Below are 21,485 nucleotides of genomic sequence, written 5' to 3'. Positions count from 1 at the left end.
GGGAGGACCATCTCCCAAGGCTAAATACTACCTAGTGACCGATAGTGAACCAGTACCGTGAGGGAAAGGTGAAAAGCACCCCGGAAGGGGAGTGAAAGAGATCCTGAAACCGTGTGCCTACAAGTAGTTAGAGCCCGTTAATGGGTGATAGCGTGCCTTTTGTAGAATGAACCGGCGAGTTACGATTACGTGCGAGGTTAAGCTTTAGAAGGCGGAGCCGCAGCGAAAGCGAGTCTGAATAGGGCGAATTAGTACGTGGTCGTAGACCCGAAACCAGGTGATCTACCCATGTCCAGGGTGAAGGTGAGGTAACACTTACTGGAGGCCCGAACCCACGCACGTTGAAAAGTGCGGGGATGAGGTGTGGGTAGCGGAGAAATTCCAATCGAACTTGGAGATAGCTGGTTCTCTCCGAAATAGCTTTAGGGCTAGCCTCGTGATGAGAATACTGGAGGTAGAGCACTGTTTGGACTAGGGGGCCATCCCGGTTTACCGAATTCAGACAAACTCCGAATGCCAGATATTTATACACGGGAGTCAGACTGCGAGTGATAAGATCCGTAGTCAAAAGGGAAACAGCCCAGACCACCAGCTAAGGTCCCAAAGTAATCGTTAAGTGGAAAAGGATGTGGCGTTGCACAGACAACCAGGATGTTGGCTTAGAAGCAGCCATCATTTAAAGAGTGCGTAATAGCTCACTGGTCGAGTGACGCTGCGCCGAAAATGTATCGGGGCTAAACGATTCACCGAAGCTGTGGATTGACATCTACGATGTCAGTGGTAGGAGAGCGTTCTAAGTGCGTTGAAGTCAGATCGGAAGGACTGGTGGAGCGCTTAGAAGTGAGAATGCCGGTATGAGTAGCGAAAGACGGGTGAGAATCCCGTCCACCGTATGACTAAGGTTTCCTGAGGAAGGCTCGTCCGCTCAGGGTTAGTCGGGACCTAAGCCGAGGCCGATAGGCGTAGGCGATGGACAACAGGTTGATATTCCTGTACCACCTCCTCACCGTTTGAGAAATGGGGGGACGCAGTAGGATAGGGTAAGCGCGCTGTTGGTTATGCGCGTCCAAGCAGTAAGGCGTGTGTGTAGGCAAATCCGCACACTGTAACGTTGAGCTGTGATGGCGAGTCCGTATGGACGAAGTTCCTGATTTCACACTGCCAAGAAAAGCCTCTATCGAGGTGAGAGGTGCCCGTACCGCAAACCGACACAGGTAGTCGAGGAGAGAATCCTAAGGTGTGCGAGAGAACTCTCGTTAAGGAACTCGGCAAAATGACCCCGTAACTTCGGGAGAAGGGGTGCTCTTGAGCGTGCAAGCGCATGAGAGCCGCAGTGAATAGGCCCAGGCGACTGTTTAGCAAAAACACAGGTCTCTGCAAAACCGTAAGGTGACGTATAGGGGCTGACGCCTGCCCGGTGCTGGAAGGTTAAGAGGAGTGGTTAGCGCAAGCGAAGCTGCGAATTGAAGCCCCAGTAAACGGCGGCCGTAACTATAACGGTCCTAAGGTAGCGAAATTCCTTGTCGGGTAAGTTCCGACCCGCACGAAAGGCGTAACGATCTGGGCACTGTCTCAACGAGAGACTCGGTGAAATTATAGTACCTGTGAAGATGCAGGTTACCCGCGACAGGACGGAAAGACCCCGTGGAGCTTTACTGTAGCCTGATATTGAATTTTGGTACAACTTGTACAGGATAGGTAGGAGCCAGAGATCTCGGAGCGCCAGCTTCGAAGGAGGCGTCGGTGGGATACTACCCTGGTTGTATTGAAATTCTAACCCATGCCCCTTAGCGGGGCAGGAGACAGTGTCAGGCGGACAGTTTGACTGGGGCGGTCGCCTCCTAAAAGGTAACGGAGGCGCCCAAAGGTTCCCTCAGAATGGTTGGAAATCATTCGTAGAGTGTAAAGGCACAAGGGAGCTTGACTGCGAGACCTACAAGTCGAGCAGGGTCGAAAGACGGGCTTAGTGATCCGGTGGTTCCGCATGGAAGGGCCATCGCTCAACGGATAAAAGCTACCCCGGGGATAACAGGCTTATCTCCCCCAAGAGTCCACATCGACGGGGAGGTTTGGCACCTCGATGTCGGCTCATCGCATCCTGGGGCTGTAGTCGGTCCCAAGGGTTGGGCTGTTCGCCCATTAAAGCGGTACGCGAGCTGGGTTCAGAACGTCGTGAGACAGTTCGGTCCCTATCCGTCGTGGGCGTAGGAAATTTGAGAGGAGCTGTCCTTAGTACGAGAGGACCGGGATGGACACACCGCTGGTGTACCAGTTGTCTTGCCAAAGGCATCGCTGGGTAGCTATGTGTGGACGGGATAAGTGCTGAAAGCATCTAAGCATGAAGCCCCCCTCAAGATGAGATTTCCCATTACGCAAGTAAGTAAGATCCCTCAAAGACGATGAGGTAGATAGGTTCGAGGTGGAAGTGTGGTGACACATGGAGCTGACGAATACTAATCGATCGAGGACTTAACCAAAATGTTTGAAACATTCAATGCACCGTTTATCCAGTTTTGAAAGAATAATTAATTCTTTTATATGTCTAGTGATGATGGCAAAGAGGTCACACCCGTTCCCATACCGAACACGGAAGTTAAGCTCTTTAGCGCCGATGGTAGTTGGGGGCTTCCCCCTGTGAGAGTAGGACGTCGCTAGGCACAAAGTAGCCACTGAGAAATCAGTGGTTTTTTTATTTTAAAAAATCAGTAATAACACCCAAAAAATGTTAGAATTTAATTAATTTAAATAAACAAATATAGGGGTGTTTAAATGGCAACAGGGGTATATAGAGCAAATATTCAAATTGAAAAAGCTAAGTTACAGGAATTTATTAAAAATAAAGAAGAATGGGCTATACTAATACCTGGTTATTTACATCATGAATTCCCAAGTGAACGAAATATGATTTGGGTATTTCAAGGGGATTTTGGGATTATCCAAAAAGCTGTAAAGGTTGAACTTAAGTGTAAGGAATCAAATCCTAATCAGGTTAAATTTGATTTGGTAGGCTTATCAGATCCTTTAAATGGTGATGGATACTTTGAAGTTACACAAAACCAAGATGGTACATGTCAGTTAGAAGGTAATTTAACATTAAAGGCAAGCGGTTTCCTTGCAGGAATGATGAATCCAATTTTAGAAAAGTTCGTACCGCCATTAGTAGAACAGCTAGTACAAGAGATGGCAATAAAGGCTAGTATCTAGTATTCCGGACACAGTTAGCCTCGGTATAGTTGTTACTGATAAAAAAAGAGTGTCATGTCATAGAAAAAGGTCATTGCTTTTAGTTGCAATGATCTTTTTCTGACTTATCACCAAGAGTTTGAGATAGCACTTTATTAAAACGTTAAGAGTAGAAACTGAAATTAATAGCTTATTTTGTCACTATCACCTGGAATAACTCGACAACGTTCTTTTTTGTCCTTTATATTTGAGTAAACACTCAAATATAAAATCGGTGGCGAAAAGGTTTGGTGTCAAAGAAGGATAAAATTTTGGAAGCGTCATTAGAGCTTTTTACTAAAAAGGGCTTTACCGCAACGACTACTAAAGAAATAGCAGTAAAGAGCGGAGTAGCAGAGGGGCTTACATGTCATTAAGTATTTCAAAAGTTGTGGATGGGATGTGTTAAAACTTGTGTAATTTGTATAAGTCGATTTTAGTGAAGGTCGAACGCACTAGGAAAGCATCCAATCGAAACGGAAAACAACCACATGTTATTGAGAGTTAGACAGGAGGAATCATTATGGAGCAATGGATAGGTATTCAAACACTTATTTGGTTATTCCCTATTATGTTTATTCTTCATGATTTTGAAGAAATCATTATGGTTGAAAAGTGGTTGAATAAGAATTCTACGATTTTGTATGAAAGATTGCCGAAAAAAATTGCTAATCGAGTTCTTAAACAGTTCTCGATGTCGACAGCACAGTTTGCCGTAGCAGTAGTCGTAGTATTTATGTTTGTAAGTAGTTCCACTTTTGTAGCAAATCAATATGTGAATCAAGGGCTGTTCGGAGATATCTACTTCTTCACTGTTGTTACGCTAACCTACTTTCTACATGCGTTCACTCACCTTGCACAGTCCATTTTTCTTCGTTCCATTACACCAGGTGCATTCACATCTTTGATAATCGTCATTCCATACAGTTTAATGTTGTATCATTCGTTATTAATTAATAAAGTCATAACATGGAACATTATTTTTGTTTGCTTGCCATTTTGTCTTTTATTGATCCCTATCGCATTACTAGCACATTGGATCGGGAAAAAGGTTATATGAATTTCACCTTATTTAAAGCCATTCAGTAAATTTTTTTCTAACGTAAGTGTTATAATTAAATAAGAATATAACGGAAATGGGTGTTTTGTTTTGCAAAAGAAAAAGCCGATTGTAGAAAGATTAGAGCGCTTTCAACAACAACAAAATATTTCCTTTCATGTACCAGGGCATAAGCACGGAGCACTATCCCATCTTCCTCAGCCCTTTAAAGATGTAATGCGATATGATGTGACTGAATTATCAGGTCTTGATGACTTACATCATCCAGAGGAAATGATATTAGAAGCAGAAAACTTATTGGCAGATACATATGGGGCGATGAAAAGTTTCTTTTTAGTAGGTGGATCTACAGTTGGGAATTTAGCGATGATGTATGCCACATGTAAAAAAGGTGATACGATTATTGTCCAACGTAATGCACATAAGTCTATATTTCACGCGATTGAGCTTGTTGGAGCAAAGCCTGTATTTGTATCCCCGCTATGGGATGAAAGAACATTAACGGCAACCCATGTTTCTTATAAAGATTTAAAAGAAGCGGTTGATTATTATCCAGAGGCACGTGCAGTAGTATTAACGTATCCTACTTACTATGGTATGGCATCGAAAGAAATACAGCAGCAGATTGCGTATTGTCATGAGAAAGGTATTCCTGTTTTAGTGGATGAAGCACATGGAGCTCATTTTAGTGCATGTACTTTATTTCAGCCATCTGCATTGACATTTGGTGCAGATATAGTAGTACAGTCTGCGCATAAAACATTGCCAGCGATGACAATGGCATCCTTTATGCATGTTAATTCTAACTTAGTCGTTGTCGACAAAATAAATCACTATTTACGTATGCTACAATCTAGCAGCCCATCCTACCTTTTATTGGCTTCTTTAGATGATGCACGCTACTATGTACAGACATATATGGAGAGTGACGGTGCATATATAATAGAAAAAAGAAATCAATGGATAGAGGCATTACGAGCTATTGGCTCTTTGGAAGTTATTGAGGTAGACGACCCTATCAAATTATTATTACGTGTTAAGGGCTATACGGGTTTTCAATTACAGGAAGCATTAGAAGCAAAGCATGTATACGCAGAACTAGCAGATGCAAATCAAGTATTGCTTGTGCTGCCTTTGTTGAAACGGGGGCATAACTATCCATTTGCAGAAATACGTGTCCGTATTAAAGAGGCTATAACATTGTTATTAAGTACACCAAAGGCGGAAATAGTAACGGCTTCGCAAACGGCCTATAATTTTGTGGCCATTACGAAACCGTCCTATACATTTGATGAAATGGAAAAGGCGGAAACAGAATGGTTACCGTATATGCGAACGATGGGACGTATTTCTGCAAGTATGATTATTCCGTATCCACCCGGTATTCCACTGCTTGTTCCAGGAGAAAAAATAACCGTGGCAAAGCTGAGTCAGTTAGAGGAGTTACTAGCTACTGGTGCAACGTTCCAAGGAAATCACCGTTTAGAAGAAAAGATGATTAAGATCATTAAATAGTTGGAGGCTATAACAGCATGAATCGCAATTTATTTATTACTTTTGAAGGTCCAGAAGGTGCTGGAAAAACAACAGTTATTCAAAAAATAGCCGAGCGACTTGCAGAGGAAAAGATTGATGTATTAGCAACGAGAGAACCTGGTGGTATTGAGATTGCTGAGAAAATTAGGAGCGTAATTTTAGACCCCGAACATACAGCCATGGATGAGCATACAGAAGCGTTATTATACGCAGCGGCAAGAAGTCAGCATTATTTTGAAAAAGTACGACCTGCGTTGGATGCTGGAAAAACGGTTATTTGCGATCGCTTTATCGATTCCTCTTTAGCATACCAAGGATATGCACGTGGTATTGGCGTTGATGAAGTATTATCTATTAATGAGTTTGCAATCGGTAAGAAGTTACCTGATATGACAATCTTATTTGACCTTGCACCAGAGGTTGGCTTGGCACGGATCCATGCTCATGGAGAGCGGGAGGTCAATCGTTTAGATGTTGAAAGCTTAGCTTTTCATAACAAGGTTCGCGAAGGATATTTACAGCTAGTGGAGCGTTATCCTGAGCGTATATATGTTGTCAATGCGGACCAAAGGATTGATCGTGTTGTTGAAGATGTATGGTCATTAATACATGAAGCAATACAGTAAATGCATGAAGTTGTCTACCACAATGTGATATAATGGTAACAACTATAATCTTATTTTCATTCAGAAAATGTTTTCTGCGCGACAGTAGCGAATGTTATGAGATGAATGAAGAAGTAGTTTAATTTTAGTAGATGTTCCGAACACCTACTGAAACAGAGGAACTCTAACGTATGTCACGGAAAAGGTAACTAAAATCTATTTAGATGAATTTTATCGAAGGGGTGAGTGCGAATGAAGTTAGTCGTAGCTGTAGTGCAAGATCAGGATAGCAGCCGCTTATCGAATGCTTTAACGAAAAATCAGTTTCGCGCAACTAAATTAGCGAGTACTGGAGGATTTTTACGCTCCGGAAATACGACGTTTCTTATTGGAACGGAAGACTCTCTCATACCCAAAGTTTTAGATATTATTCGTGATAATTGTCGTGCACGAGAACAAATGGTTGCACCTGTATCGCCATTAGGCGGGAATACAGATTCCTATATACCTTATCCTGTGGAGGTAGAGGTAGGTGGAGCGACAGTTTTTGTATTACCAATTGAACAGTTCCACCATTTTTAAATTATTGCCACGTTAAATGGGAAGAAAAACACATTATAATTTAGCTTTTGTGTATTTGGTAAAGAAAGCAAGTGGGGGCGAAACAGCTTGAAGATTAATCAAGATATACGTGTCGGGTTAAATACTAATCGTAAAGAACCACTGCATAATAATAATCAAAATAACCGATTTGGAGATATGGTCGTCAAGCAAGGCACCAAATTGCAAACTGAACAGCTTACGCGATTGCTAGGGGATATTTCTACAGCAGGTGATCGTGTTGCAAGATCGCGTAATTTACGAGAGCTTGCTCGTTTTAAAATGCTTGTTAAACGATTCCTACAAGAAACAGTAGAGCATGGTATGGATTTAAAACAATCGCATTCATGGAATCGTTTTGGTGAAGGAAGACGCTTGAAAATTATTGAAACTATTGATACGCGTCTTGTGGAGCTTGCTCAAGATATTTTAGATGAAGAAAAGGAAGCAATTGATCTTCTCGATAAAATCGGAGAGATAAAAGGCTTATTAATTAATTTGTATATGTAAAACCCGTGTCTCGTTCTCTTGTAGGCGCGGGCTTTTTTCAAACTGAATGGTATGAACTCAATTCACGATGAAACTAATCTATCTGCTCTAAAACTGTAGATATTTCTGTACGAAAATTGGTTCATCACCAAAAGTTGTGGATGACTTTTATTAAAACGTCTACTATGTTAATAAGTTGATCTTCGTTACGACTGGGCGATTCCTTGGGCATTAGCGATATAGAGGAACGAAGGCTAAAATCATCACGTCCTGTGATAACGCCTTCGTGACCAACATCCTATTGGCCCGAGATCCTGGAGCGAGCGAAGCGGCACATCGGACCCCCCAATCGGGACGGAAATCAACCACACGTTTTGGTGATGATCTATAAAATTGAGCAATAGGAAACAATTATGCTATGAGTGTAATTGATATAGGAAGGAATTTAAATATATGGCCAAGAATGTTGAAGAGCTATTCGCACTGCAACCAGTCGTAATGAAGCAGCTTCAAACGATTTTTGACAAACATAGATTAGCACATGCATACATTTTTGATGGTGAAAAAGGGACAGGCAAAGTAGATATTATGCAGTTTTTTGTCAAATTAATGCTTTGTGAGCAACCAATGCAAAATGTTCCATGTGAAACATGTCGAAATTGCAGACGTGTTGATTCGGGTAATCATCCGAATATTCATCAAATTTATCCAGAGGGTCAATTTATAAAAATTGATCAAATACGTGAATTAATTGCAGAAATGAAGATGATGGGTGTTGAAGAGGGACGGAAGATTTATGTACTTCATCATGCAGACCGTCTCAATATTGCATCTGCAAACATGATTCTTAAATTTTTAGAGGAACCTGATGGTGAGGTAACTGCGATTTTATTAACGGAGCAAATGCAGTCAATTTTACCAACGATTCGCTCTCGCTGTCAGCATATTAAATTTCAAAAAATGCCTCGACATTTATTGTTAAAGCATTTACAAGATAATAATATTTCTTACTCGATGGCTTCTACAGTAAGCATGGTGACGAACGAGCTCGAAACAGCTATGATTTTAGCAAATGATGAGCAGTTTGCACATGCTCGAAAAACAGTGTTAAAATTAGTAGAGGCAATTCGTCAGAACGTACATGAAGCAATGCTTGTTGTACATGAAGAATGGTTGCCATTATTTAAAGAAAAAGGCGAGATGGAACAGGCATTAGATTTACTACTATTTGCTTACCGTGATATAGTGTCAATAAAAGCTAATCCCGAATCAGCTTGTACTTACCCAGACATGTTACAGACATTTAAAGAAGCGGCGTTACATTCGACTTATGAACGTCTATCTAGTCAAATGGAGTCTATTTTACAGGCACGTTCATCTTTACAGCGTAACATGAATAGGACGTTAATGATGGAGCAGTTAATGCTAAATCTGCAGGAGGGGTATACATTTGTATAATGTAGTGGGAGTCCGCTTTAAAAAAGCGGGTAAAATATATTATTTTGATCCAGCATCATATCTACTAGAGGACAGTCAATATGTTATTGTAGAGACAGCTCGCGGTGTAGAATATGGTAAAGTAGTTGTCCCTCAAAAGGTTGTTGAGGAAAATGATGTTGTTTTACCACTTAAACAAGTTCTACGACCAGCGGATGAACGTGATCGTATTCAAGTAGAGGAAAATGCCGCCGAATCAAAGCGTGCATTTGAACTAGCAAGTACAAAAATCATTGAGCATAATTTAGAAATGAAGCTCGTTGATGTTGAATATACATTTGATCGTAATAAAATCATCTTTTATTTTACGGCTGAAGGACGCGTTGATTTCAGAGATCTTGTAAAAGATCTAGCTTCCGTTTTTAGAACACGTATCGAACTTCGTCAAATTGGTGTACGTGATGAGGCGAAGTTGTTAGGTGGTATTGGTCCATGTGGCCGGATGCTTTGCTGCTCAACATTTTTAGGAGATTTTGAGCCTGTTTCTATTAAAATGGCTAAAGATCAAAACTTATCTTTAAATCCATCTAAAATTTCAGGTCTTTGCGGTCGTTTAATGTGCTGCTTGAAATATGAAAATGATGAATATGAGGAAGCGAAAGAGGGCATGCCAGACATCGGTGAATTAACGATGACACCAGATGGACGAGGTAAAGTTGTAGGTTTAAATGTACTGGAGAGACTCATTCAAGTATATTTACATGAGCAGGAGCGTACAGTCGAGTATACACTAGAAGAACTGCTAGCATGCGAAAAAAATCTTATATAAGATAGAGAACTGAATGAGGTGGCTTGGGTGAAGGACCGTAATTTCTTAGATACCGTTATGGAGTTCGAACAACAGCTCGAAGCAATGCAGGAGCAATTTGGTGCATTGAAACAATTTGTAGCGTTAATGATGGAGGAGCATAAGACACTCGAAACAGAAAATCATCACCTTCGTACACGTCTAGAAGAATTACTTTCTAATGAAAACTCTGAACAGACTACTGATGAGAAGAAAGAGAATCCGCTAGATATTGGCGAGGGATATGATAACCTAGCACGTTTGTACCACGAAGGCTTCCATGTTTGTCATGTTCATTTCGGAAGTTCACGTAAAGGTGAAGACTGTCTGTTTTGTCTATCATTTTTAAATAAACAAAATGTGTAATAGAAGGCTGATTCCCACTATGGTGGTGTCAGTCTTTTGTTTTGTATAGTAGGAGGAAGAAACATGGAAGAATGGTTGAAAGATGATGAACGGTTAGATTATTTATTAGCTGAGGATTTACGTATTATTCAAAGCCCCTCTGTATTTTCGTTTTCATTGGATGCAGTGCTACTTTCGAAATTTGTCAATGTCCCACACCATAAAGGAAAAATTATTGATTTATGCTCAGGAAATGGTGTAATCCCACTTTTTCTAAGTGCTAGAACAAAGGGGCATATTACAGGAGTAGAAATTCAACCACGCTTATTTGATATGGCTGAGCGAAGTATCCGTTACAATAAGTTGGAAGAGCAAATCCATATGGTCCTTGGTGATGTGAAAGAAATTCCTAAGGAGCTTGGTATTGAAAAGTATGATGTTGTAACATGTAATCCACCATATTTTTTAGCACATGAAGCTAGTGATAAAAATTTAAGTGAGCATTACGCTATTGCCCGTCATGAACTGTATTTAACGTTAGAGGAATCAATACAATCAGCAAGTAAATTATTAAAACAGGGCGGAAAGGCCGCTTTTGTTCATCGTCCTGGTCGATTGTTAGATATTGTTACGGCAATGCGAGCGAATCGTATAGAGCCTAAACGTATGCAACTTATTTACCCGAAAGAGGGTAAGGAGGCCAACACACTATTAATAGAAGGAATTAAGGACGGTAAACCGGATCTGAAAATATTACCACCCCTGTATGTGTATAATGCGGATAATGAATATACAGCAGAAGTGAGAGAAATTCTTTATGGAAAAGAACAGTAACCATTATTTTTATGTGTTAGAATGTGCCGACCAATCCTTTTACGCTGGTTACACGAATAATGTAGACAGGCGTGTCGCTGTACATAATGCTGGCAAGGGAGCAAAATATACGAGAGCACGAGGACCAGTGGAATGTATTTATGTTGAGGAATTCGATACGAAACAAGAGGCGATGCGTGCTGAATATGCTTTTAAACAGCTAACACGAACGCAGAAAATGAAATATATAGGGAGGGATGTATTATGAAATCTCAAAAAAGTACAATGCACGATCATACAGGTTGTTTATATTTAGTTGGAACGCCTATTGGTAACCTAGAGGATATGAGTGTGCGTGCGTTACGTATATTAAAGGAAGCAGATATTATTGCTGCTGAGGATACACGTAATACCAAAAAGCTTTGCAACTACTTTGATATAGCAACACCCCTGATCAGCTATCATGAACATAATATAGAGGTGGGGGGAGAGAAGCTATTAGCATTCTTACGTGAAGGAAAAACAGTTGCATTAGTTAGTGATGCTGGTCTACCGTGTATTTCCGATCCAGGTGCAGATATAGTCGAAAAAGCAATTGAGCAAGACTTTCCAGTTGTCCCGGTGCCAGGTCCCAATGCTGCAATATCAGCATTAATCGCCTCTGGATTAACACCGCAGCCATTTTTCTTTTATGGATTTTTAAATCGAGGAAAAAAGGAACGTCGACAGCAATTAGAGCAACTAAAAAAACGTCAGGAAACCATTTTGTTTTACGAGGCTCCTCACCGTTTAAAGGAAACCTTGAAAGATATGGAACTTATTCTTGGTAATCGTCGAATTGTATTAGCTCGCGAGTTAACTAAGAAATTCGAAGAGTTTTTACGTGGTACGTTGGCTGAAGCAGTGGAATGGTCACAAACAGAGGAAATTCGAGGAGAATTTTGTATTGTCCTTGAAGGAAATGAAAATGCTGAGGAAGAAAATGATGAACAAGCCTATTGGATGACAATGTCTATTGTTGAACATGTTGATTATATTATTGATCAAACTGGTGTTACATCAAAAGAAGCTATAAAAGAAGTAGCCAAACTACGTCAAGTAGCTAAGCGAGAAATCTATAATGAATACCATAGTTAATGTAAAGAAAGAGGTCGCCTTAATATAGGCACCTCTTTTTTGTATATCTAAATAGATAATTATAAAAATAGCTCATCACCAAAAAAATGGTTGATTTCCGTTCCGGCTGTGCGCTTTGTTGCTGACGCTTCGCTTTCGCACAGAGCAGAGCTTCCTGGCTCGCTCCCGGGTCTCGGGCCAATAGGATGTTGGTCACGAAGGCGTTATCACAGGACGTGATGATTTTAGCCTTCGTTCCTCTATATATCCCCAAGGAGTCGCCCAACCTCCACTCCAATCAACTTACATGGTATACGTTTTAACAAATATTATATCAAACCTTTAGTGATGGGCATTTAAACTATTTAATTGATAATAATTGTAAAAAATAGTACCCTTAACTATGAAAGGTCTGACATGGACATTATAAGGGACTTAAAAATTGGTTATATTATAGTTATCTTCTATTAAATAATAACGCCTCAGGGCGCAATTACGCTAAGGAGAAATTGATAAAAAATAAAACACCCAAATCACTGTGCTTGATTTAGGTGTGTAACAAATTATTTTTTTAAGTTAGATTGGATTTCATTCACTAACATTTCTGCGCCTTCTGGGCTTAAAATTAATTTACCGCCAACTAGACGGAAGTTATCATCAGAAACTTCACCTGTTACAGCACATGTCATGTTAGGCATATATTTTTTTAAGATGATTTTGTCGTCATCTACATAGATTTCTAAAGCGTCTTTTTCTGCAATACCTAATGTACGGCGTAATTCGATTGGAATTACTACACGACCTAATTCATCGACTTTACGAACGATTCCTGTTGATTTCATAATTATATTTCCTCCTAATGTTAAAAGTTATATTGGTATTTCGTCAAATTTCGACATAATTCCTTGTCTGATAGTTATCATACCAAGTAATGCCATAAACGTCAATTAATTAATACACTAATATTATTGTTTCGAAAAAATTTTTTGAGAAGAAAACAGATATTTTGGTTTTTTTAAAAGGTTTTTATTATATATTTTAATTTATAGTAAAAAAGCTTCTTATTTAAGACATTAAATGGATTGATTATATTATTCGACATTTTTCGCGCTTGAGAAAACTTTCAACCAATTATGCCTCGGCATAATTGCGTCCGGAATCGGCTAAAATCCTATATTAAGCTCCTCTCTGATTACGTGACACCCGCTGAAAGAAGTTGAAACGAATTTCGTACTTAGTTAGAATAGATAGTATACTGTGAAACAATGGAGGCAGTTCTAGTGAGCGAACAAAATAAAACATTCTATATAACAACCCCTATTTATTACCCAAGTGGGAAATTCCATATTGGTACAGCGTATACAACTGTAGCATCAGATACAATTGCACGTTATAAACGTTTACTCGGGTATGATGTACGTTTTTTAACTGGAATGGATGAGCATGGGCAAAAAATTCAAGAAAAAGCCGCTGAAGCGGGCAAGCATCCTCAAGAATACGTAAATGAAATTGCAGATGCTGCGAAAAAGCTTTGGGCATTAATGGACATTTCTTACGATGACTTTATTCAAACAACGCAGGAGCGTCATACGAAAACTGTCGAAAAGATTTTCCAAAAGTTTTTAGATAATGGTGATATTTATAAAGGTGAGTATGAAGGTTGGTACTGTACACCATGTGAATCATTTTTTACTGAGACACAATTAGTAGACGGTAACTGTCCAGACTGTGGTCGTTCAGTACACAAAGTTAAAGAGGAATCTTACTTCTTTAATATGAAGAAATACGCTGATCGTCTTTTAGCTTATTATGAAGAAAACCTTGATTTCATTGAGCCTGAATCTCGAAAAAATGAAATGATTAATAACTTTATTAAACCAGGGCTAGAAGATTTATCTGTTTCAAGAACATCATTTGATTGGGGCATTAAAGTTCCAGGAGATCCTAAACATGTAATTTATGTATGGGTAGATGCTTTAACTAACTATATAACATCATTAGGTTATCTATCAGAGGATGAAACATTATTCAATAAATATTGGCCGGCAGATGTACATGTAGTTGGTAAAGATATCGTTCGATTCCATACTATTTATTGGCCAATTTTCTTAATGGCACTAGATTTACCACTTCCTAAAAAAGTGTTTGCTCATGGATTTATTATGATGAAAGACGGTAAGATGTCTAAATCAAAGGGCAATGTTATTTATCCTGAAATGTTAATAGAGCGTTATGGTTTAGATGCAACGCGATATTTCCTATTACGTGAGTTACCATTCGGCTCTGATGGTGTATTTTCGCCAGAATCTTTTGTTGAACGTACAAACTTCGACTTAGCAAACGATTTAGGAAATTTATTGAATCGTACTATTTCAATGATTAATAAATATTTCGATGGCATTATTCCAACTGAAAATCTTCAATCGACAGAGTTTGACGCAGCTTTAAAAGAACAGGCTGAATCAGTTCGTATTAAATATGAAGAAAGTATGGAAAAAATGCAATTTAGTGTCGTATTAGCCGACTTATGGACGCTAGTTTCAAGAACAAATAAATATATAGATGAAACTCAACCGTGGGTGCTAGCTAAAGAGGAAACTGATAAGCCAAAATTAGGAGCTGTTATGCGAAATTTGGCGGAAAGTTTACACCAAATTGCTGTCATGTTACAGCCATTTATGACATCTACTCCTAAGCGAATTATTGAACAATTAGGGTTGGATGACAAATTCTTAGCATGGGAAACAATTGAAACATTCGGCAATACTATTCCAGCAAACATTAAAGTGGTAGAAAAAGGGATTCCGATTTTCCCTCGTCTAGAAAATGAAGTTGAAATTACGTATATTCGTGAGGAAATGCGTGGTTCAGTGAAAACTCCACAAGAAGAAGAATCAAAAGGTGAGCAGAAAGCTGCAGATATTCCAGAAATTCCTGAAATTACAATTGATGATTTTATGAAGGTGGATTTACGTGTAGCCACTGTAACAGCGTGTGAAACGATTCCGAAAGCAGACAAATTATTAAAGCTTCAAGTGGATCTTGGATATGAGCAACGACAAGTAGTTTCAGGTATTGCAAAGTTCTATTCTCCAGATGAATTAATTGGTCAAAAAGTGATTGTAGTTGCTAACTTAAAGCCAGTTAAATTACGTGGTGAATTATCGCAAGGAATGATTCTAGCTGGTGAAAAAGATGGAATTTTAAAATTAGCATCGGTGGATTCAAAACTAGAGAATGGCGCAAAAGTAAAGTAAACAATTTAAGGAAGGCCTGCTGAATAAAAAAAGTTCAGCAGGCTTTTAAAATCCATTTGAAAATGAGTAATTTATTATCTTGAAATAATTTATTTGCGGTAAAAATTAGATTTTTTTAGGTAAATAGTAACAAACGAAAGGTCTTTGGCTATGCGTAATGTTATAATACAAAATTGTTTGTAATAAATTTGTAACAGTTATGTAAAATACGAAATAATAATTTTTAATAAAATCTATGTTAGGAGAATGACGATGTTCATTGATACACATGTACACTTAAACGCAGATCAGTATGAAGAGGACTTACAAGAGGTTATAGATAGAGCTCTTGAGGCCAAGGTAGAAACGATGGTTGTTGTTGGTTTCGATCGCAAAACCATTGAAAAAACAATGCAACTAGTTGAGCAATATGATTTTGTTTATGGTGTTATAGGCTGGCACCCGGTGGACGCCATTGATTGTAGACAAGAGGATTTAGATTGGATTGAGGAATTAGCAGCACATCCAAAGATAGTGGGTATTGGTGAAACTGGGTTGGACTACTATTGGGATAAATCACCAAAAGATGTTCAACAAGCACTTTTCCGCAAGCAGATTCATTTGGCGCAAAAGTTGAATTTACCAATCATTATTCATAACAGAGATGCAACTGGGGATGTTATTCAAATTTTACGAGAAGAAAATGCAGCTTCCGTGGGAGGCGTTATGCATTGCTTTAGTGGCAGCGTGGAAACCGCACATGAATGTATTGCTATGAATTTTATGATCAGTCTTGGTGGACCGGTGACATTTAAAAACGCGCGAATGCCGAAAGAAGTGGCAACAGAAATACCAGTAGAGCATTTGATGATCGAAACAGACGCACCGTATTTAGCGCCCCATCCATATCGAGGAAAACGTAATGAACCAGCTTTCGTACCGTTAGTTGCAGAAGAAATTGCACGTTTAAAAGGTTTAACGATTGAGGAAATTGCACAGGTAACGACAACCAATGCGAAAAAATTTTTTAAGATTGACAATTAACTAGCTGAGACGCCTCCAATACTAGGTTTGTGGTTGGCTAAAAAGGCGATGTCAATTTTCTTAGAAATACATTCGGGTTGACAGTGCCAAATCTAGTACGTATAATCCAACCTTGTATATTAAGGAGGCGTTTTTTCATGTCAAATAATTCCATGAAAAACTTGTTCTTAGGATCATTGAGGAGTAAGCAAACAGTAATAAGCGTTATTTCACTTATTCTGTTTGTATCTGTAATTTCATTCGTACTTTATCAAGGTACTAAAAAAACCGTAACGCTTGATGCGAACGGTGAAGCAATCGAAGTAACAACACATGCCAAAACTGTAGAACAATTATTACAAGGTCAAAATATAGACGTAGCAGAGCATGACAAGATATCACCCTCTCTGAACACCAAAATTGTTAATGGATTAGCAATTTCATGGGAACAGGCAAAAGAAGTAACTATTTCAGTTGATGGAAATCAGTCAAAAGTTTGGACAACTGAAACACAAGTGAAAGACATTTTGAAAGAAGCGAATATTGAAGTATCAGAGCATGATTCTTTAAAACAAGGCATAGATACTGAAATAGGAGCAGACAACAAGATCGATATTCAAAAAGCGTTTCAAGTATCGCTTGTCGATGGCGTAAACAAAAGACAAGTATGGTCCACTTCGACTACGGTCGCTAACTTTTTAAAACAACAAGGAATTCAGCTAAATGAATTCGATCGTGTCGAGAATAACCTGAAGGACGTAATCGCTCCACAGAGTAAAATCACAGTAGTTCGCGTAGAAAAGGTTATCGATGTAGTGGAAGACTCTTTAGATTTCGCAATTGAAAAGAAGCAAGATGCTTCATTGCAAAAGGGAAAACAAAAAGTTGTAACAGCAGGCCAAAAAGGTTTAATGACTAAAACGTATGAAATCGTAAAAGAGAACGGCCAAGTTGTAGCTAAAAATCTACAATCTAAAAATGTTGTAAAAGAACCGCAGAAGCAAGTGATTGCAGTAGGTACTAAAACTGTAGTAGCTACTGTTGCTAGTGCATCGACTGCACCGACAGTTTCACGTGGTTCAACAGAGCCAGCTAGCGGTAAAGAATTTTATGTAACGGCAACTGCCTATACACCGTATTGTAATGGCTGCTCGGGGACATCTGCCACTGGCATTGATTTACGATCAAACTCTGGTTTGAAAGTAATTGCAGTAGACCCTTCTGTTATTAAGCTTGGCTCAAAAGTTTGGGTCGAAGGCTATGGAACAGCTATAGCAGGGGATACTGGTGGTGCAATTAAGGGTAATAAGATCGACATACTTGTACAAACGGAATCTCAAGCAAGTTCTTGGGGAGTTAGGAAAGTTCGTATAAAAGTATTAAATTAAAAAAAATGTAAAATTAATCAAAAATGTTTTTCACTTACTGGCTTTCCCGTTTTGACTGGCGGGAAAGCTTTTTTTATCTTTTTTCAGTATTTGTACTGGAGGATAAATATAGTCCTATCTACAGAAAGTAAGCTATAACATCAACTGCACGGTCTACTCGAAAGAGAAAGTACAAGCAATAGCATAAGATAAGTAGCCGTGTATTTCTGTACAATCATACAGTGCAGTTGTAAAATGGTCTGAAGATAAGGTAGAAAAGAGGGGCCTTTTTGCAAATAAAAGAATTCATCGTTGTTGAAGGGAAAGATGATACAACGGCTATTAAGCGAGCTGTACAAGCAGATACAATAGAAACAAATGGGTCGGCTATTTCAGAGGAAACACTAAAGAGAATTCAGCATGCACAGGATAAAAGAGGTGTTATTGTTTTTACTGACCCCGATTATCCAGGACGTCGAATTCGTGCCATTATCGAGGAGCATGTTAAAGGTGTAAAACACGCTTTTTTACCAAAAGCTAAAACAATTGCGAAAAACGGTAAAGGACTAGGCATAGAGCATGCAGCAGATGAAGATATTCGCGAGGCATTACGGCATGTCTATACCCCTAATGATGTTGAGCCAACCAATGATGACATTTCGCTCGAAGATTTAATGACGGCACGTTTAATTGGCCACCCACAGGCGAAAGCTCGTCGTGATCGTCTTGGAGAAATTTTGAATATTGGTACAACAAACGGTAAACAACTTTATAAAAGATTAAAAATGTTTCAAATCACAGAAAAGCAATTTGGTGCGGCAATCGCACAGGTAGATCAGGAGGAAAATGATGCATAAGGATATTGCAACACCAATTAGAACACAAGAAATCTTAAAAAAATATGGGTTTTCATTCAAAAAAAGCTTAGGTCAAAATTTTTTAGTAGATCCGAACATTTTACGAAATATTGTTAGTCACGCAAATTTAACTGAAAATAGTGGTGCAATCGAAGTTGGTCCTGGTATTGGAGCATTAACAGAGCATTTAGCGAGAAGTGCAAAAAAGGTTGTCTCTTTTGAAATTGATCAGCGATTATTACCTGTATTAGAAGACACACTTAGTCCATATAATAATGTTACGATTGTACATTCAGACATTTTAAAGGCGGATGTTGCTAAAGTAATTCAGGAAGAGATGCCAGGTATTGAGGATATTATGGTTGTAGCGAATTTACCTTATTATGTGACGACTCCGATTTTAATGAAATTACTTAATGATCGTCTGCCAATTCGCGGATTTGTTGTCATGATGCAAAAAGAGGTAGCAGAGCGTATTACGGCTAAACCTGGAACGAAAGAGTATGGTTCTTTATCAATTGCGATTCAATATTATGTGAAAGCTGATATTGCCATGACAGTGCCGAAAACTGTTTTTATGCCCCAGCCAAATGTGGATTCTGCAGTGATTCGTCTTATTAAACATGATGAACCTCCAGTAAAAGTAATTGATGAGGATTTTTTATTTGTTGTTACTCGTGCGTCGTTTGTACAAAGACGAAAAACAATTTTCAATAATTTACAATCGGGTTTACCAAATGGTAAGGTACACAAAGAAAAAATAATGGATGCTTTACAAGCAGTAAATATTGAACCAACACGTCGAGGAGAGACCTTAACCATTCAAGAGTTTGGAAAATTAGCCGATGCACTACACCCTACGTTTGCAAAGTAAAAAATTTTTGTTAACTTTTTTGAGTATACGTAAAAAAATATGGTCCTTTTATGAAAAATAAGTTGACAACGTTTATAATTGGCTGATAAAATATTATATTTTGTTGACATTTTTGGGCGTATCGCTTATACTAATAAATAGTGAGGTGTAAGCGAAAATGCCAAAAACTTTAGCGGACATTAAAAAGTCGTTGGATTGTCATTTGGGTAAACGTTTGCAGTTAAAAGCAAACGGAGGTCGCAAGAAAACGGTCGAGTGTGCAGGGGTATTGCGTGAGACATATCGCGCTATCTTTGTGGTTGAGCTTGATCAAGAAGACAATACGTGCAAGCGCGTATCGTATAGCTACACAGATATTTTAACTGAAGCAGTAGAGATTACATTTTTAGACGAAGCAAAGACTGCTATCGCAAAATAGTTTCTAGTACTTATTTCTATATTCTAAAACACTCATGTATGTTAAAAACTACATGAGTGTTTTGCGTTTTCTGGGACATACTAAAATCGTCAGTTGTAAAAGGAGGAGTTTATTATGCCTAGAAAGGGTATCATGTCACCTCGTTTAAAAGAAGAGATCGCTAAAGAGCTTGGATTTTATGATGTTGTGCAACGAGAAGGCTGGGGCGGCATTAAAGCTCGAGACGCCGGTAATATGGTCAAACGTGCCATCGAAATGGCTGAAAGAGCAAGTAATGAGCAAGAAAATAATAAGTAGCCTGAACTAGACTGCATATTAGAAGTCTCTCATCTCTATGGTGAGAGGAGTCACTTTTCAGCGGGTGTCCAGGCATCGTTGAAAGTGCCTGAGGTCCAACACCGTGTTTGCCTAATGCCTCCGGCGGACGCAATTATGCCGAGGCTTAATTGATCTTCAGCAGGGATGAAAGCTTCCTGTAGACACAACAACACAACTGACGAGAGAGAACCGTTACACCATTTAGGGGTATACGGTTCTTTTTTTCCATTTTCGCTTTCCCATTATGGTAAAATAAAATGAATTAAAAGATGAACAACAGATTTATCTTCATTCAGAAAATCTTTAATATAGCGAAAGTGAACGCCAGCTGCTGATATTTTGTAACCGAAGAATCCTACATTTAAGGTAGTGGGAGGTTCAAGTATCGACTGAATGACCTGGCGGTAATTGATAAGTGTAGCTATAAGGAGGAAGAAAGATGCTTTATGTAAAGGCGCCTGCAAAAATAAATTTAACATTAGATGTGCTTTATAAGAGACCAGATAATTATCATGAAGTAGAGATGGTCATGACGACTGTGGATTTAGCTGATCGTATCTGTTTAGAATCTCGAGAAGATGGTGTAATAGAAATAATTTCGACTGATAATTTCGTACCAAACGATCATCGGAATTTTGCTTATCAGGCAGCGCGTCTAGTTAAAGATACATACGGCATTGGACAAGGTGTATCCATTACTATAGAAAAGGAAATACCAATCGCAGCGGGATTAGCGGGTGGCAGTAGCGACGCAGCTGCTACACTGAAGGGTTTAAATGAGCTGTGGAATTTAGGGTTATCTATAGATGAGTTAGCTGAATTAGGTGCGAAAATTGGTTCAGATGTTTCGTTTTGTGTCTATGGTGGCACAGCATTAGCAACGGGGCGTGGAGAAAAAATTCAGGAATTGCCTGCACCACCAAACTGTTGGGTAGTTTTGGCTAAGCCTAAAATAGGTGTCTCTACTGCAGAAGTGTATGGAGGGCTAAAGGTTGAAGGGTTAGAACATCCAAATACGAAGCAAATGATTCGTTCTATTGAAACGGAAGATTATGAGCTACTATGTGCATCATTAGGAAATGTTTTGGAAACTGTAACATTTAAACTGCATCCAGAGGTAGTAATGTTAAAGGAACAGATGAAGCGCTTTGGAGCAGATGCAACATTAATGAGTGGAAGTGGTCCGACGGTGTTCGGTTTAGTGGATAGTGAAGCTCGAGTAAGTCGCATTTATAATGGTTTACGTGGTTTTTGCGAAGAAGTATATGCAGTTCGGATTTTAGGCGAGCGAAATACGCTTGCTTAAAACCGCAAATTTGTGT

22 protein-coding genes and 2 rRNA genes are annotated in these 21,485 nt (G+C 39.0%); 23 read left to right on the top strand and 1 reads right to left on the bottom strand.

The window, feature by feature from the left end:
- The 15 genes from ABE34_RS11955 to rsmI form a co-directional block, all read left to right on the top strand.
- Window positions 1-2,477: ribosomal RNA gene (locus ABE34_RS11955) — 23S ribosomal RNA — on the top strand; the annotation flags it as partial.
- Between the two features lie 64 nt (window positions 2,478-2,541).
- Window positions 2,542-2,657: ribosomal RNA gene (gene rrf / locus ABE34_RS11950) — 5S ribosomal RNA — on the top strand.
- 112 nt (window positions 2,658-2,769) lie between these two features.
- Window positions 2,770-3,204 (top strand): SRPBCC domain-containing protein, encoded by a 435-nt coding sequence (locus tag ABE34_RS11945; protein ID WP_197142783.1) that lies wholly within the window; start codon window positions 2,770-2,772, stop codon window positions 3,202-3,204.
- A 290-nt stretch (window positions 3,205-3,494) separates the two neighbouring features.
- Window positions 3,495-3,599 (top strand): TetR family transcriptional regulator, encoded by a 105-nt coding sequence (locus ABE34_RS11940; RefSeq protein ID WP_346655554.1) that lies wholly within the window; start codon window positions 3,495-3,497, stop codon window positions 3,597-3,599.
- Window positions 3,600-3,745: 146 nt separating this feature from the next.
- Window positions 3,746-4,282 (top strand): HXXEE domain-containing protein, encoded by a 537-nt coding sequence (locus ABE34_RS11935; protein ID WP_197142781.1) that lies wholly within the window; start codon window positions 3,746-3,748, stop codon window positions 4,280-4,282.
- A gap of 90 nt (window positions 4,283-4,372) precedes the next feature.
- A complete protein-coding gene (locus tag ABE34_RS11930) occupies window positions 4,373-5,797 on the top strand; it encodes an aminotransferase class I/II-fold pyridoxal phosphate-dependent enzyme (RefSeq protein ID WP_197142780.1) in 1,425 nt (474 codons plus the stop codon).
- Between the two features lie 17 nt (window positions 5,798-5,814).
- Window positions 5,815-6,444 (top strand): dTMP kinase, encoded by a 630-nt coding sequence (gene tmk / locus ABE34_RS11925; protein WP_197142778.1) that lies wholly within the window; start codon window positions 5,815-5,817, stop codon window positions 6,442-6,444.
- Between the two features lie 231 nt (window positions 6,445-6,675).
- Window positions 6,676-7,005, top strand: a complete 330-nt coding sequence (locus ABE34_RS11920) for a cyclic-di-AMP receptor (RefSeq protein WP_049667342.1) — start codon at window positions 6,676-6,678, stop codon at window positions 7,003-7,005.
- 87 nt (window positions 7,006-7,092) lie between these two features.
- The gene (locus ABE34_RS11915) at window positions 7,093-7,533 is read left to right on the top strand and encodes a YaaR family protein (RefSeq protein ID WP_079563665.1); all 441 of its coding nucleotides are present in this window, start codon (window positions 7,093-7,095) and stop codon (window positions 7,531-7,533) included.
- Window positions 7,534-7,965: 432 nt separating this feature from the next.
- Window positions 7,966-8,970 (top strand): DNA polymerase III subunit delta', encoded by a 1,005-nt coding sequence (holB, locus tag ABE34_RS11910; RefSeq protein WP_197142776.1) that lies wholly within the window; start codon window positions 7,966-7,968, stop codon window positions 8,968-8,970.
- Window positions 8,963-9,778: a PSP1 domain-containing protein gene (locus ABE34_RS11905; protein ID WP_197142774.1), complete on the top strand. Its 816-nt coding sequence runs from the start codon at window positions 8,963-8,965 to the stop codon at window positions 9,776-9,778. The genes holB and ABE34_RS11905 overlap by 8 nt, the downstream gene beginning before the upstream one ends.
- A 27-nt stretch (window positions 9,779-9,805) precedes the next feature.
- Window positions 9,806-10,162: a DNA replication initiation control protein YabA gene (gene yabA / locus ABE34_RS11900; protein WP_079563668.1), complete on the top strand. Its 357-nt coding sequence runs from the start codon at window positions 9,806-9,808 to the stop codon at window positions 10,160-10,162.
- A gap of 63 nt (window positions 10,163-10,225) precedes the next feature.
- Complete coding sequence (locus ABE34_RS11895) at window positions 10,226-10,975, top strand: tRNA1(Val) (adenine(37)-N6)-methyltransferase (protein WP_197142772.1); 750 nt, start codon at window positions 10,226-10,228, stop codon at window positions 10,973-10,975.
- The gene (locus tag ABE34_RS11890; RefSeq protein ID WP_197142770.1) at window positions 10,959-11,222 is read left to right on the top strand and encodes a GIY-YIG nuclease family protein; all 264 of its coding nucleotides are present in this window, start codon (window positions 10,959-10,961) and stop codon (window positions 11,220-11,222) included. The genes ABE34_RS11895 and ABE34_RS11890 overlap by 17 nt, the downstream gene beginning before the upstream one ends.
- Window positions 11,219-12,091 (top strand): 16S rRNA (cytidine(1402)-2'-O)-methyltransferase, encoded by an 873-nt coding sequence (gene rsmI, locus ABE34_RS11885; RefSeq protein ID WP_197142768.1) that lies wholly within the window; start codon window positions 11,219-11,221, stop codon window positions 12,089-12,091. The genes ABE34_RS11890 and rsmI overlap by 4 nt, the downstream gene beginning before the upstream one ends.
- A 542-nt stretch (window positions 12,092-12,633) precedes the next feature.
- Here rsmI and ABE34_RS11880 read toward each other — a convergent pair.
- Window positions 12,634-12,912 carry an AbrB/MazE/SpoVT family DNA-binding domain-containing protein gene (locus ABE34_RS11880; protein WP_079563673.1) on the bottom strand — a complete coding sequence of 93 codons (279 nt, stop codon included), beginning with the start codon at window positions 12,910-12,912 and terminating at the stop codon, window positions 12,634-12,636.
- Between the two features lie 438 nt (window positions 12,913-13,350).
- Between ABE34_RS11880 and metG the strand changes: the two genes are divergently transcribed.
- The 8 genes from metG to ispE all read left to right on the top strand — a co-directional run bounded on the left by metG (window position 13,351) and on the right by ispE (window position 21,469).
- Window positions 13,351-15,327 (top strand): methionine--tRNA ligase, encoded by a 1,977-nt coding sequence (gene metG, locus ABE34_RS11875; protein WP_197142766.1) that lies wholly within the window; start codon window positions 13,351-13,353, stop codon window positions 15,325-15,327.
- 252 nt (window positions 15,328-15,579) lie between these two features.
- Entirely contained in the window at window positions 15,580-16,350 is a 771-nt protein-coding gene (locus ABE34_RS11870) for a TatD family hydrolase (protein ID WP_197142764.1), read from the top strand.
- 137 nt (window positions 16,351-16,487) lie between these two features.
- Window positions 16,488-17,717, top strand: coding sequence for a G5 and 3D domain-containing protein (locus ABE34_RS11865; protein WP_197142762.1), 1,230 nt, complete (start codon window positions 16,488-16,490; stop codon window positions 17,715-17,717).
- Between the two features lie 269 nt (window positions 17,718-17,986).
- Complete coding sequence (rnmV, locus tag ABE34_RS11860) at window positions 17,987-18,553, top strand: ribonuclease M5 (RefSeq protein WP_197142752.1); 567 nt, start codon at window positions 17,987-17,989, stop codon at window positions 18,551-18,553.
- A complete protein-coding gene (gene rsmA / locus ABE34_RS11855) occupies window positions 18,546-19,427 on the top strand; it encodes a 16S rRNA (adenine(1518)-N(6)/adenine(1519)-N(6))-dimethyltransferase RsmA (protein WP_197142750.1) in 882 nt (293 codons plus the stop codon). The genes rnmV and rsmA overlap by 8 nt, the downstream gene beginning before the upstream one ends.
- 157 nt (window positions 19,428-19,584) lie before the next feature.
- Window positions 19,585-19,845: a biofilm formation stimulator Veg gene (gene veg, locus ABE34_RS11850; RefSeq protein ID WP_197142748.1), complete on the top strand. Its 261-nt coding sequence runs from the start codon at window positions 19,585-19,587 to the stop codon at window positions 19,843-19,845.
- A gap of 114 nt (window positions 19,846-19,959) precedes the next feature.
- Window positions 19,960-20,142 carry a small, acid-soluble spore protein, alpha/beta type gene (locus tag ABE34_RS11845; RefSeq protein ID WP_206700644.1) on the top strand — a complete coding sequence of 61 codons (183 nt, stop codon included), beginning with the start codon at window positions 19,960-19,962 and terminating at the stop codon, window positions 20,140-20,142.
- Window positions 20,143-20,602: 460 nt separating this feature from the next.
- Window positions 20,603-21,469 (top strand): 4-(cytidine 5'-diphospho)-2-C-methyl-D-erythritol kinase, encoded by an 867-nt coding sequence (gene ispE / locus ABE34_RS11840; protein ID WP_197142746.1) that lies wholly within the window; start codon window positions 20,603-20,605, stop codon window positions 21,467-21,469.
- Window positions 21,470-21,485 lie beyond the last annotated feature (16 nt).

Source organism: Lysinibacillus sphaericus (assembly GCF_015844675.1).
In the GTDB taxonomy this organism is placed as follows: domain Bacteria; phylum Bacillota; class Bacilli; order Bacillales_A; family Planococcaceae; genus Lysinibacillus; species Lysinibacillus sphaericus_E.
The sequence above is the reverse complement of the archived record's forward strand: the minus strand, read 5'-3'. Positions and strand labels throughout refer to the sequence as shown.

Coding starts and splice junctions, on each gene's coding strand:
- ABE34_RS11945 (WP_197142783.1), top strand. CDS start 2,770: ATGGCAACAGGGGTATATAGAGCAAATATTCAAATTGAAAAAGCTAAG.
- ABE34_RS11935 (WP_197142781.1), top strand. CDS start 3,746: ATGGAGCAATGGATAGGTATTCAAACACTTATTTGGTTATTCCCTATT.
- tmk (WP_197142778.1), top strand. CDS start 5,815: ATGAATCGCAATTTATTTATTACTTTTGAAGGTCCAGAAGGTGCTGGA.
- ABE34_RS11920 (WP_049667342.1), top strand. CDS start 6,676: ATGAAGTTAGTCGTAGCTGTAGTGCAAGATCAGGATAGCAGCCGCTTA.
- holB (WP_197142776.1), top strand. CDS start 7,966: ATGGCCAAGAATGTTGAAGAGCTATTCGCACTGCAACCAGTCGTAATG.
- ABE34_RS11895 (WP_197142772.1), top strand. CDS start 10,226: ATGGAAGAATGGTTGAAAGATGATGAACGGTTAGATTATTTATTAGCT.
- ABE34_RS11890 (WP_197142770.1), top strand. CDS start 10,959: ATGGAAAAGAACAGTAACCATTATTTTTATGTGTTAGAATGTGCCGAC.
- rsmI (WP_197142768.1), top strand. CDS start 11,219: ATGAAATCTCAAAAAAGTACAATGCACGATCATACAGGTTGTTTATAT.
- ABE34_RS11880 (WP_079563673.1), bottom strand. CDS start 12,912: ATGAAATCAACAGGAATCGTTCGTAAAGTCGATGAATTAGGTCGTGTA.
- ABE34_RS11870 (WP_197142764.1), top strand. CDS start 15,580: ATGTTCATTGATACACATGTACACTTAAACGCAGATCAGTATGAAGAG.
- ABE34_RS11865 (WP_197142762.1), top strand. CDS start 16,488: ATGTCAAATAATTCCATGAAAAACTTGTTCTTAGGATCATTGAGGAGT.
- rsmA (WP_197142750.1), top strand. CDS start 18,546: ATGCATAAGGATATTGCAACACCAATTAGAACACAAGAAATCTTAAAA.
- veg (WP_197142748.1), top strand. CDS start 19,585: ATGCCAAAAACTTTAGCGGACATTAAAAAGTCGTTGGATTGTCATTTG.
- ABE34_RS11845 (WP_206700644.1), top strand. CDS start 19,960: ATGCCTAGAAAGGGTATCATGTCACCTCGTTTAAAAGAAGAGATCGCT.
- ispE (WP_197142746.1), top strand. CDS start 20,603: ATGCTTTATGTAAAGGCGCCTGCAAAAATAAATTTAACATTAGATGTG.